Below are 13,788 nucleotides of genomic sequence, written 5' to 3'. Positions count from 1 at the left end.
CTTGTGAATGAATTAAGGCTACATCTGTATACTCAGATGTAGCCTTATTTTTAACTTAAGGAACGCTCATTTAACTAAATTAGGCAACTTATTAAAAGTAATCTATAGATTAGTCTTCTAATAGTAGATCTTTCTTTTTAGGAGCAACCAAATGTAACTCATGCATGGCGCGTGTAAGTGCCACATATAAAAGCTTACGATCAAGTGCTGTATCATAAAAGGCTTCGTCAATCGCAGCAATGATAACGGCATCGAACTCTAGTCCCTTTGATAAATAACTTGGGACAATAAGTAGCGCATCTGGATCGATGGCTGATGACTCCTCTAGTGTCTGAATATGTAGGCCTTCTTTTGAAAGTACCTTCGCTGCTTTCTTGGCATCCTCCGCCGTTTTGCAAATCAATGCAATGGAGCGATGACCATTACCTCTGATTTCTTCATACAATTCCGCTAGTTGTTTAGGCTCCCATTTCTCCATTGGATGGAAAGCGGGCTCTTCTCCATGCCGCACAACAGGTTCAACGAGGGGAAGGTCCTCGTCCATTTGCTGAAGCACTTCGTTGGCAACATTCATAATTTCAATAGTTGTTCGATAACTCTTTTGCAATGTCTTATAGCTTGCGCGGGGAAAAAGTTCACGTACAGGGTCCCATTCAGTGAGAGATCGGTAACTGTGAATTCCTTGTGCAAGATCACCGACCATTGTAAACATGTCAGTCTCTAAGCCTTCTTTTAAAGCAGCTAGCTGGAACAAGCTATAATCCTGTACTTCGTCAATGAAGACAACTTTCATTTTCCATTCATCTTTAACGCCTTTAATACGGGCGTGTAAATAGTACAGCGCAGCAAGGTCTTCCAATGTCCAAGTTTCCTTCTCGTGCGCTTTTAAGAACTGCTCCTGCATTTCCTTCGTAAAGCTTGGAGCTAATTCCTGCAGAAGTACTGGGTCTGTTAAAAATGTACGGTAAAGCACTTTAATCTTGTATTTATCAAAGCGTTTCATATAACGGGAAACAACAGTCTTTGCTTCTTTCTCGACTTGCGGTAGTCGCTCATCACGCTCATCGATCCATTTGGTGACAACTTCTTTTCGTTTCGCATCATCCCGGATGCCAAAGATGGAGCGATCTAATATATCATCGTAGCGTTTTTTTAATGTGTAAATCAGCTGCTTTTTCTTTTGGCGAATATGGTTTTGTAAAACAGAACGAATTTTCGCGAGCCTTTTTTCTATGGGCATATATTGATAGTCTTCTAAAAAAAGTCTGCGTAGGTTTGATGCTTTCATCATGCGGAATTTTTCAATATAAATATCCTCAAATTGGTCTGCTATTTGCCATTCAAGTTTCTTAATATAACAATCCATTATTTCAAGATATTGCATCGTGCCTTTCATTCTTGTAATCCAGCTGTATTCCTCTACACTATGGATGGCATTCTCCAACTGTTCATTAGCGTTTTGAATTTTAACCTTGATGTTTGTGGCCTTTTGTACATACTCTGCAAAGGTCGTTTGACAAATTTGTCCTACACCAAGCTCTGGCAGTACATCCGCTATATAGTCTATAAATAGACGGTTTGGCGCCAAAATCATTAAATTCTGTGGTTTAAAATGTTCGCCCATTGTATATAAGAAATAAGAAATACGGTGAAGGGCTATCGTAGTTTTTCCACTACCCGCTGCGCCTTGGACAAGAATAGGCTGCTTTAAATGTGCCCGAATGATTTCATTCTGCTCCGCTTGGATGGTCGACACGATTTCTGTTAAGCGTACATCTGCTTTTCCAGCAAGCGCATCCTGTAACAGTTCATCGTTTGTTGTCAGATCAATATCGCGGACATCCAGCAGCTTGCCATTTTCAATTTTGTACTGGCGCTTTGAAAAGAGATGGCCCTTCAATTCTTCATCATTTACCATATAGGTAAGGTCACCTAAACGTCCATCATAATAAACATTGGCAACAGGTGATCTCCAATCTACAATAATCGGTTCTTGTGAATCTCGGTCAAAGAGAGAGGTCTTACCTATATATAGCTTCTCTGCAGGCTCATTTTCCTTTTGAAAATGAATTCGCGCAAAATAGGGTTTTTGTTTTATCGCTTCGAGTCCTTCTTTTTGGTTCTTTGCCATATCAAAGAACCTCGTGTTGGTTAATATATTTTGGTAGCTAAGACTGGAATCGAGATATTCCAAATCGGACATTGCAGAGCGAAGATTTGCTTGGGCAGCTTCAAGCTCACTTTCTGATTCATTTAGTAGCTTCTGCATATAATATTTCGTATAAGAAAGATGTTGTTCTTCTTCGTTGAAATCCGGATGTTTTGCCAAAATAAGGACCCCCTTTTTGCTTAAATAGGTACTGATTATTATATAAGAAAATAACTTTGTGAGAAAAATAATGATATACGGAGGTAAAACAATTGGATATTTTTGCGCATCGTGGCGCTTCGCGCTATTTCCCGGAAAATACCCTTCTAGCTTTTAAAGAAGCAGCGAAGATCCCAATATATGGTGTTGAATTAGATGTTCATCGGACAAAAGATGGCGTGCTAGTCGTACATCACGATGAAAAGATTAATCGAACTTCCAATGGGAAGGGATTTATTCATGAAATGGATTTTGCAGAGCTTCGTAGCTATGACTTTGGTTCATGGAAAGGGGAACAGTTCGCAGGCCAACAAATACCCACTCTCCATGAAGTATTAGACATTTTTCGTGTAACTCATCATATGATAAATATTGAGTTGAAAACAGATGTTTATAGCTACCCCGGTTTAGAAGAAGATGTCCTTCAAACCGTGTTAGAACACGACATGGCGGAGAGAATCATTTATTCATCATTTGATCATGAAATTCTTGAAAGATTGCTTGAAAAAGCAATACCTAATGAGGTAGGCCTTCTATTTTCAAAGGTTTTAATCAACTTAAGTGAATATGGACAGATGGCAGGGAGTAGTACTCTACATGTTTCTTTGATAGCAGCCAAACGCAATGCAGTGAAAAAGGCGATTGAACTAGGCAATCGCGTTAGAGTTTATACAGTCAACCGAACAGCTGATTATGATTTATTAGAGGATCTAGGTGTTGATGCTATTTTTACTGATGAGCCTGAGAAAATGTATCGCCATGCCTACGAAAAAAAATACCAAACGAAAAAAGAGAGTTCTTACGAGTAAGAGCCCACTCTTTCCGATTACCATTTGGCAATATGTTCTTCTACTGTTCCAAGCATCTGCTGGATCTTCATGCAACGACCATTTTCAAGCCGAATTTGACCGTTATAATAACCGACCATGTGGTGGAGTGAAGATGTCACTAACTTCAAGTCCTTGCTATCTTCTCTTTCAAAAAAAGGTGTAAATGAAAGCTGTACATCATCAGTAAAACGCGTATGAATTTGCCATGGCTCCATGTAATCCGATTTATTGTAATGGAAGATGACATCCTCATGTATTTTATGCAATTTGCCATCAAGGAAAAATGCGTTTTCCGTCATACCTGTGCCATCTGTCCACAAGCCGCCGAGATTTAATCCGATACGATGTCCTCTGCATTTTTGGGAGGCCATTGCACGGTTCCATGCTGTATTTCGAGGCCATACACCACGCCCGAAATCTAAGACAGCGAAACAATCTTCTTCATTAAACGTATAACTCTTGCTGTCTAACTTTACATAGCCATTGACAGGAAGTGAGAGGTGTTTAGCTGTTAGATGGAATGTTTGGCGATTCCATGGCACTACGACGTTTAATGATTCATCCTCTACCTGATGTTTTATTACTAAATCTGCATGCAAAAGGTCACCTTCAAAATTGGGAATCGTTACCGTCATATGCGTTTCGCCATTCGAAAACAATAATTGAAGTTTTAATTCTTCATTATTCAAATGTACTGTTTCTAGCACGCGCTCAGGCATTTTCAGTTTTTTTCCAAGCGGAATGGTCACAATCTTTTCGCAAAAACGCTGTGTTTCATATTCTAAAAAACGAACAGAACAAATCACAGCGTAATCTAAGTGAATAATGGAGGTAGCGAATAAGATGTCATCACCAAATATGTACCAATTATTCCACTTCTTCTTACGCATAAAATGACCCTTCAGATTGCCTAGAATAATAGGTTTTTTGGCATAACCAATCGCCGCAGGGTTGAGGTTGCCTTTTTGATCGCATAGGAGTGTTGCATCCACAATTTCTTTTTCTGCATGCTGAGTCAATTCAAACATCCTTTCAAACGTAAAATCAAGAGTAATAGAAAGCTTACGAGAGTTCTCAAGTAGTAAAGGACAATAAAAACAAGTTGTTTCCAGTATACCAAAAAAGTGTGAGTATCGTCGCCTCTCAAGAAATCATAGAGAGTTTTGATTCATAAAGTTAAATAGGAGGTATATTAAATGTATAACAGGCAAGCAGCTGTTGATTATGCAAATACTTGGTGGAATCGTCGGAATCCTGCATTCCCACAATTTAATGATGATTGTTCCAATTTTATTTCTCAATGTTTGTTTGCAGGAGGTGCTCCTATGACAGGTGCTCCTAATCGAGCAAAGGGCTGGTGGGTAAAGAAAGGCAATTGGAGCTATAGCTGGAGTACAGCCAATGCGCTTCGTTCGTATGTGGCTTCCTCAAAAAAGGGGCTTCGAGGCAAGAGGGTAGATAGTGCCAGTGATTTGAAGCTAGGGGATCTCATTTTCATCGATTTTGAGGGCGATGGTGTTATTAACCACTCATTGATTGTAACAAGTATTGTTAATGGCGTGCCTTATGTAAATGCTCATTCTTCGGACAGCTATCATCGTCTCTGGACTTATGAGGATTCCAGTGCATATACACCAAACATTAAATATTATTTTTATCAAATTTCAGTCGAATAATCTAGTAGTTGAGCCGTTTCAATATATGCTAGTTTGTGGTAAGTTAAAAAGGAATAATATACATACAAGTATATTAAATTAGAACAATATACTTAATTGCAATAGAGGAGTGATTATGATGACAGAACAGTCTTTATCGGTTAAGGAAGCAATCCGCAATCGTCGTTCCATAAAACTATTCAATGGCCAGCCGGTAGATCAAGAAGATTTAATGAATATTATTGATACAGCCGTTTGGGCGCCTAACCACGGCAATCGCCAACCATGGCGTTTGGTAGTTTCAATTGGTACAGCTATGGATTCCTTGATGAGCGTGATTCGTGACTTTGCAGTGCCGAATTGGAAGGAACTGACGGAGGAAGAAATCAATAAAAAGATGCTTAAGTTTACAACTCCAGGTGCATATGCTTTTGTGATTGTTCCACAAGATGTACGCCAGAAAGAACGCTATGAAGATTTTGCAGCAGCAAGCGGCTTTATTCAAAATATGCAATTGCTTGCTTGGGATTTAGGTATCGGCGCTTGTTGGAAGACGCCTAATTGGTTAGACAATCCAAAATTCCGAGAAGCATTAGGTGTTAAACCGGAAGAACGGATTATCAGCATGCTCCAATTTGGTTATTTTGATGATATTCCAAAAGAAAAGCCGCGCAAATCGGCTGAAGAAATTGTCACATTTTTTAAATAGAAAAAACCAACGTCTCCTTAGAGAGATGTTGGTTTTTATTTTGAATTACTTTTCTATATTTGCTATCTCTTCAAAATAGTCACTTACTACACGAAGTCCTTTATCAAAGTTATCCAAATGGAAATGTTCATTTGGTGCATGGAAGTTTTCCGTAGACAAGCCGAATCCCATCATAATGACGGGTGTATTTAATATTTCGTCGAATGCGGCAACAATCGGAATCGAACCACCTGCACGTATATACGCAGTTTTGGCATCATACTGTGTTTCATATGAACGACCAGCTGCTTGAATATATGGATGTTCGAGCGGTGTAATAAATGGTTTACCTTTATCAAATTCTGTAATAGTGATGTCAACACCAGCAGGCTTGTGTTTTTCAATATGTGCACGTAGCTGTTTAACTATTTCATATGGATCTTGGTCTGGTACTAAACGACATGTAATCTTCGCACCTGCTGTTGCAGGGATGACTGTTTTAATACCTTCGCCAGAGAATCCACCATATACACCGTTTATTTCTAATGTTGGGCGTGCCCATGTCCGTTCTAGGTAAGTGAAGTCCGTTTCACCAAACAATTCTTTCACGCCAGCTTCCTTCTTCGCGCCTTCTGCATCAAAGTCTAACACAGCGTAAGCGGCTTTTTCATCATCTGTAATCGGACGCACCTTATCATAAAATCCATCGACTTGAATAGTCCCATGTTTGTCATGGAATGATGCAAGAAGTTCCACCAATGCATGAATGGAATTTTGTATGCCACCACCGTAGATGCCGGAATGCAGGTCACCACTTGCTGAGCGCACATCAATTTGGACACCTGTCAATCCACGAAGTGCATAACAAACCGCTGGACGGCCAGGCGCATAAAGGGCAGTATCTGAAATTAAGACTAAATCAGCGGCCAGCTTCTCTTTATTCGAATCTACAAAGTCTGGGAGATGAACGCTTCCGATTTCTTCTTCTCCTTCTATCAGGAATTTCACATTTACAGGAAGCTCGCCTTGTTCCTTTATAAAGGCTTCGATCACTTTTACATGCATGAATACTTGGCCTTTGTCATCGCTTGAACCACGGGCATATAGTTTATTCTCGCGGACTTCAGCTTTGAATGGATCGCTTTCCCATAATTCTAAAGGATCAACTGGCTGTACATCATAATGGCCATAAACAAGAATCGTTGGTTTTCCTTCCGCATGTAGCCAATCACCAGTTACAACAGGGTGGCCGGCTGTTTCATTAATAGTAATATGCTCTAGCCCAGCTTCTTTCATTAAGTTTCCTAGATAACTAGCACAATCTTTCATATCATTTTTGTGTTCTGATAGAGAACTAATGCTAGGGATTGACAAAAATTGCTTTAACTCCTCAAGGTGTTGTTCACGATGCTCTGCAAAATAACTATCTAGCACATTTTCTTTTTTCACATGGATCACCCTTTTCTGAATATTCAATACCATGGCAATTATAGCATATAACTGCTTTTCGCTAATGAATCAGAAAATGATTGCAACTAAATAATGGTATATTGGGTAATATAAATGTACGAGGATATATAATGGGAGGAATTGTATTGGATTTTTTAGGCTTAATTATTTGTTTGCTTATTTCCTTTTTCTTTTCAGGAAGTGAAACGGCTTTAACAGCGATCAATAAAATAAAAGTCCAGTTGCGTGCGAATCAAGGGGATCGCATGTCACAAAAATTAAACCTTTTAATTTCACAACCTGATCGAATGATTACGACCATTTTAATTATTAATAATACAGTAAATATTTTAATGCCGACTTTGCTAACAATCATTGCTCTAAGGCATGGATGGCAAATATCTGTTGCGACGACTGTCCTAACTATCATCATTATCATTTTCGGCGAGGTCTTGCCGAAAACGATTGCAGTCACTTTTGCGGATCGCCTAGCATATGTGGTAGCGCCTTTTATTGCGCTGTGTGTGAAAATCCTTAGACCGATCACTTGGATTGTGCAAGGCTTTACCAATATGTTCATACGTATTCTCTCTAATGGTGCTGTAACAGAGGCTACATTGACGAAGGAAGAATTCCGTGGAATGGTCGATTTTGCCTCTACTGAAGGCGCATTTGACGAGATTGAATCAGTGCGTTTAAAAGAAGTACTGGATTTTCCAGATAAAGCGGTATCAGATGTATTAGGTACACACCGGACTGATGTTATCGGCTTGCCAGTTGAAGCGAAGTTTGAAGAAGTAAGGGACATCTTATTAGAGTATTCCTTTACGCGCTATCCCGTTTATGAAGATAGCATGGATCAGATTGTCGGGTTGTTTTATGCTCAGAAATTTGTGGAGTGGTCTTTAGACCCTAAGCGAAAACTCATGGATTTTATCGACTCCGATCCATTATATGTAGTGTCAACCGTAAGTATTGAGAAGGTTTTTACGCTCATGCTTACTAAAAAGAAACATATGGCAATTGTATTGGATGAATATGGAGGCACATTAGGAATTATTACGAATGAGGATTTAATAGAAGAAATGATTGGATTAGAAATAGAGGATGAATCTGACCAGGAAGAAGAATCTCTCGTTTATAAAATGACCGAAGATGTTCTCATATGTAATGGTCGGTTGGAAATTGAAGAAGCTAATCTCCTTTTTGATGTGGATATCCCGCAGGACCATGAGACAGTAGGTGGGTTTGTTTTGGAATTAAGCTTGCATATTCCAGGACCAGGCGAAGCGTTTAACTATCAGGACCTGCATATTGTGGTCAATGAAGTGGAGGATAATCGGATTACAAAACTCACGATTACGAAAAAGCAGGAGGAATAGTAAAAAGGAGTCTCAATTGCACACTAGATCCTGTATTACAAAAAATTTGCCCAAACCTTACACGTTTGTAATGTAAGTGAAAGTTAATCCGATAGAGTGAAAGCTTTGTATTTGCGAAAATATAAATAACAAAGCAACACCAACGGAGGAAATAAAAATGAACACTTTAGAAAATGTCTATGAAGAATATAATCGTTATATATATCACTTATGTTTAAAACTAACTCGCAATAAAGCAGAAGCAGAAGACTTAATGCAAGAAGTATGGGTGAAAGTAGTACGTTATGAATCATATATGGCTGAAGTGGAACATGTAAAAGCTTGGCTTACAACCATCGCCATGAATACATTCCGCGACCGTTATCGCAAGAATGTACGTCGTAGCAAATATATGATGAGTCAACCTGAAACATTAGACGTACCTGTTTTAGATTTGGTTCCCAATAATGAGCCTTCTACTGAAAAAGTTGTGGAGCAAGGTGTTATCTCTCAAATTGTCCAAGAAAAGATTGATCAATTGGATACGATTTACCGCAACACACTTTTATATTTCTATGTTAACCAGTACTCATTGGTTGAAATCGCAGGATTAATGAAAGTATCTATTGGTACAGTGAAATCACGTCTTTTCCGTGCTAAACAACGTCTAAAAGAAATCTTAATGTCAGATGAATCATCAGCTGAAGCCATCTTGCCAGCATAAAGCTTAAAAAACACCCGATCAAACAAAAGTTGATCGGGTGTTTTATTATCCTAATAAGCATTTGGCGAAGATTTTGCGTAAAGAATGAATTTCTTCTTCTGTGAGCATACCAAACATGCGATCAACAATCGCAGTAATATGATTATGGGCTGTTTCTAACAGCTGGTGTCCTGTTTCAGTAATCTCAAGCTGAGACGCACGGCGATCCGTAGTATTTTGCGTTTTAATAATATAGCCTGCTTTGATCAGCTTTGTAGTGAGAACAGTCACACCGCCTGAAGTAACGTGAAGTTTCTCAGCAAGGGTAGATGGACGCAGAGGACCCTCTGCGTCCAGCAAGTCTAATATAAAAATATGGCTCTTAGACAAGCCTATTGAATTTTGGCTATTCCATTCATTTGCCCATTTTCTTTCTAAAGAAGATACAATTTCAAAAAGGGAAGTAATGCTCTCTCTTCTTTTTTCATTCATTATTTTCATCTCCGACATATAGCATTAAATTTCATATGATAAGCGTTGCATTTCATATAGCTCGTATGCACGCACTTTACGTGGGATAAAGCGACGGATGTCCATTTCGTTATAGCCGACTTGAAGCCTTTTTTCATCTATCAGTATAGGGCTGCGCAACATTTTGGGATGGTCTTTTACAATATCATATAGCTCTTGAATCGACAATTGTTCTACATCGCATCGCAGATTTTTAAAATCCTTTGAATTTTTTGAGATGATTTCATCAGTTCCATCTTCTGTCATACTTAAAATCCGTTTGAACTCAGGAAGTGTTAGTGTCTCAGATGTGATACGTTTTTCAGTATAAGGAATTTCATTTTCCTTCAACCATTTGAGTGCCTTTTTCGATGATGTACAGCTAGTTTGCGTATAAATTGTCACAGTCATAGCATTTCCCGCTTTCTCATTTTTTATTATATATATATCTTATCAGTAAGATATATATAAGTCAATGAGATTTGGCAAAAGAATAGGAAAAATTGCGAAAAAATGAGCAAATTCATAAAGTGTTCATAAATTGTATAGGTAACCAATGAAAGGGGAGTTAGAGAAGGATAAGCAAGATGAGTACTGGAGGGTTTCTGATTTATTCAATATAACTAATGGGTCTTTCAGAAACAAAATAGGATATATTTGTATATTATTTTCGAAACAAATAATGTATGATAATTCTAACAAATTTCTTTGGAGGAGACAAAAAATCATGATTTCATATACAACCACATGTATTATTTGCAAACAGGATTTTGAGTTAATCGAAGGTACAAAGAAATATAAAGAACGTAAGAAAGATCGTGATAAAAAATTTTGGTGCGACGAATGTGAAGGTAAAATCAACACACAGGCTCGAAAAGGGTTTTTAGAAAGATATTGAAGTTGATGTAAGGGTGAAATGAAGAGAAGGAAATAGGATAGCTCTCTGATAACTTTATTAGTAGGGAATCCCCTAAAAGTTAGAATGTAAATTAAACTTTTAGGGGTAAATTTTAGGATATCTAAAAAATTGTAGAAATAGCAGGGATAATTCCGGCAATAAGTAATACTAAAAGATTTCCTACAATGCCTAACCTTTTATATGCTCCATTACTTCCTTTAAATCCAAAAACAAGCCCTATAATCGGCAGTACTATTGCGCTTGTTATTATTATAGGTCTAGAAAATAAGTCACCTACTATAAATGTTGGTACAAGGTATAATAAAGCGGAAATTAAAAAGACTAGTAATGATAATAAACCCAAACCTGTTGCTGAATTATTTTTCATAAATATTGCTCCTCTCTTATCGTATAAGGTAATTATATACATTTTAGGTAAATGTGGATAGTAACATTTATATAAATTACAATTTGATGAGAGGTAAATAAACCCCGTTCTAAATGAACGGGGTTATGTATAATTGAAGCCTTATATTATTTTGTAAGTGACTTATTTGACAACACTCATAATAAAACCGTCATAACCTTTACTACCAACCGTTTGTATAGCAGTAGACTCTAAGCGAGGATTATTTTCCAACAAATCAACGAATTCTCGTACTCCTTGAACCCGTTCATCACAGCTTTCTCCATCAACAACTAAGCCATCGCGTACGACATTATCTGCAATAATAAGCGCCCCTGGATTTGCTAATTCCAAAGCCCACTTCAAATATTGTGGATTGTTTTGTTTATCGGCATCAATAAAAAATAAATCAAACGAAAGGCCATCTGCTTTTAATTTTGGTAATGTATCGAGAGCTTCTCCTACCAACACTTCTACTTTTTGTTCACATTGTGCATTGCGAATATTTTCTTTTGCTACTTTTGCAAAGTCAGGACTAATTTCAAGGGTATACACTTTACCGTGGTCAGGAAGCGCGCGTGCGAAACAGATACTGCTATAACCACCGAGAGTACCAATCTCTAATACATTTTTAACAGCTTTTATTTTAGTTAATAAATATAGAAATTTCCCCTGTGCAGGTGACACATCAATTTCTGGAATATCTGCTTCTTTATTTTTTAATAACACTTGTTCAAGAGTTGAATCTAATGGCAATAATTTATTGCCAAAGTATTCATCTACCTTATTCCATGCTTCACTTCTTTCCATATGATCATCCCCGTTTGCAAATTTTTCGTTCTAAAATAGTATAACATTATTAATATTAAACAGATATTAGTATAACATTAATGATATTTAAGATTAAAAATAATATAACACATATATATTACCGCACAGTTATATAATTAAGAACAACCAATGAGGATGGAAACTAAGCGAACTAAAACAAAAAGACCCCCCTATATTAAGAGGTGGTCTTTTTCTTATTTATCCAATTTAAAATGCCCAACTATTATTGATGTCCTTGCGCAAACCACTCGGCTACGTTCCACACTTTTGTTACTAAGCCCTCATAGAATTCAGGTTCATGGCTGACAAGAACGATAGTACCTTTGTATTCTTTCATAGCACGTTTCAATTCTTCTTTTGCAACTACGTCTAAGTGGTTTGTTGGTTCGTCAAACAGCATCCAGTTACTTTCTTCCATCATGAGTTTACATAAACGGACTTTCGCTTGTTCTCCACCGCTTAGTTGGTTGAGCGGACGAGAGATGTGCTCGCTTTTAAGTCCTGTTTTCGCAAGCAATGCACGTACTGTTGCTTGTTCTAATGAAGGGAAAGCATTCCAAACATCATCAATCGGTGTAAGAGACCCAGCTTTTACTTCTTGTTCGAAATAAGAAGGGAAGATGAAATCCCCACGTTCTACTTTACCGCCCAGTGCTGGTATTTTGCCTAGCATGGTTTTTAATAATGTAGATTTACCGATACCATTCATACCTACTAACGCAATTTTTTCGCCACGCTCTACCTGGAAAGTAAGAGGTGGAAGTAGGGGCTTGTCCTTATCATAACCGATCAATAAGTTTTCAGCCTCTACTACATAGCGGCTAGAGCTACGTGATTCTTTAAAGAAGAACTCAGGTTTTGACGCAGTTTCAGGACGATCGATTCTCTCCATGCGATCCAATTGTTTTTGACGTGATTTCGCACGGCCAGTTGTAGAAAAACGCGCTTTGTTTTTTGCGATAAATGTTTCTTGTTTTTTTATGAATTCCTGTTGTTTTTCATATGCATCAATATGTTGGCGTTTATTGATTTCCGCAAGCTCTAGGAATTTTTCATAAGTGGCAGTATAGCGTGTCAGTTTAGAGAACTCCAAATGGAAGATGACATCCACAATGCCGTTCATAAATTCTGTATCATGCGAAATTAATAAGAATGCATTTGGATAGTTTTTCAAGTAATTGCTTAGCCACGTAATATGTTCTTCATCCAAATAGTTGGTAGGCTCATCTAGAAGCAATACCTTTGGTTTTTCAAGCAACAGCTTTGCAAGCAATAATTTAGTACGTTGACCACCTGAAAGGGCAGTAACGTCACGTTCTAAGCCAATTGCATCAAGACCAAGACCACGAGCTACTTCTTCAATCTTCATATCTAATGTATAAAAATCGCCTGCATCCAATGCATCTTGAATAGTGGCCATTTGTTCTAAAAGTTCTTCTAGCTCTTCTGGTGTTGCTTCAGCCATTTTAGCGGCAATCTCATTCATTTCTTCTTCCTTTTTGTAAAGTGGAAGGAATGCATCGCGCAATGTGTCACGCATTGTTTTGCCTGGTGTTAATACTGCGTGTTGGTCTAAATATCCGTAATGTGTGTTTGGCAGCCATTCGACACGTCCTGTATCGTGAATAAGCTCACCTGTTAGTATGCTCATTAATGTGGATTTGCCGACACCATTCGCACCAACAAGGCCTACGTGTTCACCTTCTACAAGGCGGAAAGAAACATCCTTGAAAAGGGTGCGGTCGCCAAATGTATGTCCTAGTTTATCTACTGTTAAGATCATGGTTTATAATTTCCTCCGTTTATGTTGTATATCTATTGAAATGTGGAATCAGCACAGCAAAAAACGCCCAATGCAGGCGCTTTATGCTTCATAAGATTCCAATTTTTTGTTTAGTTCTGCAAGCTGCTGCTCCATATCTGCGAGACGTTGTTCAGCTTTTTCAACCATTTGTGGATATCCTGTAGCTTCAAGCTTTTCAATGTCACCTTGTTGGCGGATATAGTCGCTTTTTAGTTCGGCTATTGTATATAATAGTTCTTCTTTTGTCGCCATATGAAAGCCCCTTTTGCATAAAGTAGTTCTTCT

General features: G+C 38.0%; 15 protein-coding genes. 6 read left to right on the top strand and 9 right to left on the bottom strand.

All coding sequences use genetic code 11. The features are described 5' to 3' along the window. Window positions 1-109: 109 nt before the first annotated feature. A complete protein-coding gene (helD, locus tag RST01_RS07415) occupies window positions 110-2,332 on the bottom strand; it encodes an RNA polymerase recycling motor HelD (RefSeq protein WP_184117558.1) in 2,223 nt (740 codons plus the stop codon). 89 nt (window positions 2,333-2,421) lie between these two features. On the opposite strand from helD, the gene RST01_RS07410 reads away from it, so the two are divergent. Beyond that, window positions 2,422-3,177: a glycerophosphodiester phosphodiesterase family protein gene (locus RST01_RS07410; RefSeq protein ID WP_147195593.1), complete on the top strand. Its 756-nt coding sequence runs from the start codon at window positions 2,422-2,424 to the stop codon at window positions 3,175-3,177. A 17-nt stretch (window positions 3,178-3,194) separates the two neighbouring features. Here RST01_RS07410 and RST01_RS07405 read toward each other — a convergent pair whose 3' ends face one another. Further along, window positions 3,195-4,217: a DUF2804 domain-containing protein gene (locus RST01_RS07405; protein ID WP_066791546.1), complete on the bottom strand. Its 1,023-nt coding sequence runs from the start codon at window positions 4,215-4,217 to the stop codon at window positions 3,195-3,197. A gap of 177 nt (window positions 4,218-4,394) precedes the next feature. On the opposite strand from RST01_RS07405, the gene RST01_RS07400 reads away from it, so the two are divergent. Together RST01_RS07400 and RST01_RS07395 are read left to right on the top strand one after the other, a co-directional pair. Next, window positions 4,395-4,874: an amidase domain-containing protein gene (locus tag RST01_RS07400; RefSeq protein ID WP_066791548.1), complete on the top strand. Its 480-nt coding sequence runs from the start codon at window positions 4,395-4,397 to the stop codon at window positions 4,872-4,874. A 118-nt stretch (window positions 4,875-4,992) separates the two neighbouring features. Then, entirely contained in the window at window positions 4,993-5,562 is a 570-nt protein-coding gene (locus tag RST01_RS07395) for a nitroreductase family protein (protein ID WP_066791550.1), read from the top strand. 45 nt (window positions 5,563-5,607) lie between these two features. Here the strand turns inward: RST01_RS07395 and RST01_RS07390 are convergent, their stop codons facing one another. Continuing rightward, on the bottom strand, window positions 5,608-6,990 hold the full coding sequence (locus tag RST01_RS07390) for a dipeptidase (protein ID WP_371859439.1): 1,383 nt from the start codon (window positions 6,988-6,990) through the stop codon (window positions 5,608-5,610). Window positions 6,991-7,136: 146 nt separating this feature from the next. Here RST01_RS07390 and RST01_RS07385 point away from each other — a divergent pair, with 146 nt between their 5' ends. Then, window positions 7,137-8,372, top strand: coding sequence for a hemolysin family protein (locus RST01_RS07385; protein WP_147195589.1), 1,236 nt, complete (start codon window positions 7,137-7,139; stop codon window positions 8,370-8,372). 157 nt (window positions 8,373-8,529) lie between these two features. Continuing rightward, a complete protein-coding gene (locus RST01_RS07380; protein WP_066791557.1) occupies window positions 8,530-9,075 on the top strand; it encodes an RNA polymerase sigma factor in 546 nt (181 codons plus the stop codon). A 45-nt stretch (window positions 9,076-9,120) separates the two neighbouring features. Here the strand turns inward: RST01_RS07380 and RST01_RS07375 are convergent, their stop codons facing one another. Both RST01_RS07375 and spx read right to left on the bottom strand, forming a co-directional pair. Next, complete coding sequence (locus tag RST01_RS07375; RefSeq protein WP_066791559.1) at window positions 9,121-9,546, bottom strand: MarR family winged helix-turn-helix transcriptional regulator; 426 nt, start codon at window positions 9,544-9,546, stop codon at window positions 9,121-9,123. Window positions 9,547-9,570: 24 nt separating this feature from the next. Continuing rightward, window positions 9,571-9,975: a transcriptional regulator Spx gene (spx, locus tag RST01_RS07370; protein ID WP_066791561.1), complete on the bottom strand. Its 405-nt coding sequence runs from the start codon at window positions 9,973-9,975 to the stop codon at window positions 9,571-9,573. 316 nt (window positions 9,976-10,291) lie between these two features. Between spx and RST01_RS15965 the strand changes: the two genes are divergently transcribed. Next, window positions 10,292-10,462: a hypothetical protein gene (locus RST01_RS15965; RefSeq protein ID WP_184117534.1), complete on the top strand. Its 171-nt coding sequence runs from the start codon at window positions 10,292-10,294 to the stop codon at window positions 10,460-10,462. A 121-nt stretch (window positions 10,463-10,583) separates the two neighbouring features. Here RST01_RS15965 and RST01_RS07365 read toward each other — a convergent pair whose 3' ends face one another. The 4 genes from RST01_RS07365 to RST01_RS07350 all read right to left on the bottom strand — a co-directional run bounded on the left by RST01_RS07365 (window position 10,584) and on the right by RST01_RS07350 (window position 13,755). Then, window positions 10,584-10,850 (bottom strand): hypothetical protein, encoded by a 267-nt coding sequence (locus tag RST01_RS07365; protein ID WP_147195587.1) that lies wholly within the window; start codon window positions 10,848-10,850, stop codon window positions 10,584-10,586. Window positions 10,851-11,012: 162 nt separating this feature from the next. Beyond that, entirely contained in the window at window positions 11,013-11,678 is a 666-nt protein-coding gene (locus RST01_RS07360) for an O-methyltransferase (protein WP_147195585.1), read from the bottom strand. A 244-nt stretch (window positions 11,679-11,922) separates the two neighbouring features. Continuing rightward, complete coding sequence (gene abc-f / locus RST01_RS07355; RefSeq protein WP_147195583.1) at window positions 11,923-13,482, bottom strand: ribosomal protection-like ABC-F family protein; 1,560 nt, start codon at window positions 13,480-13,482, stop codon at window positions 11,923-11,925. 81 nt (window positions 13,483-13,563) lie between these two features. Next, complete coding sequence (locus tag RST01_RS07350; protein WP_066791567.1) at window positions 13,564-13,755, bottom strand: SE1832 family protein; 192 nt, start codon at window positions 13,753-13,755, stop codon at window positions 13,564-13,566. Window positions 13,756-13,788: the final 33 nt, after the last annotated feature.

The organism is Rummeliibacillus stabekisii, from assembly GCF_007988965.1.
GTDB classification, from domain to species: Bacteria; Bacillota; Bacilli; order Bacillales_A; family Planococcaceae; genus Rummeliibacillus; species Rummeliibacillus stabekisii.
The sequence above is the reverse complement of the archived record's forward strand: the minus strand, read 5'-3'. Positions and strand labels throughout refer to the sequence as shown.

Coding starts and splice junctions, on each gene's coding strand:
- RST01_RS07375 (WP_066791559.1), bottom strand. CDS start 9,546: ATGAATGAAAAAAGAAGAGAGAGCATTACTTCCCTTTTTGAAATTGTA.
- RST01_RS07395 (WP_066791550.1), top strand. CDS start 4,993: ATGACAGAACAGTCTTTATCGGTTAAGGAAGCAATCCGCAATCGTCGT.
- RST01_RS15965 (WP_184117534.1), top strand. CDS start 10,292: ATGATTTCATATACAACCACATGTATTATTTGCAAACAGGATTTTGAG.
- spx (WP_066791561.1), bottom strand. CDS start 9,975: ATGACTGTGACAATTTATACGCAAACTAGCTGTACATCATCGAAAAAG.
- RST01_RS07380 (WP_066791557.1), top strand. CDS start 8,530: ATGAACACTTTAGAAAATGTCTATGAAGAATATAATCGTTATATATAT.
- abc-f (WP_147195583.1), bottom strand. CDS start 13,482: ATGATCTTAACAGTAGATAAACTAGGACATACATTTGGCGACCGCACC.
- RST01_RS07360 (WP_147195585.1), bottom strand. CDS start 11,678: ATGGAAAGAAGTGAAGCATGGAATAAGGTAGATGAATACTTTGGCAAT.
- RST01_RS07400 (WP_066791548.1), top strand. CDS start 4,395: ATGTATAACAGGCAAGCAGCTGTTGATTATGCAAATACTTGGTGGAAT.
- RST01_RS07350 (WP_066791567.1), bottom strand. CDS start 13,755: ATGGCGACAAAAGAAGAACTATTATATACAATAGCCGAACTAAAAAGC.
- RST01_RS07365 (WP_147195587.1), bottom strand. CDS start 10,850: ATGAAAAATAATTCAGCAACAGGTTTGGGTTTATTATCATTACTAGTC.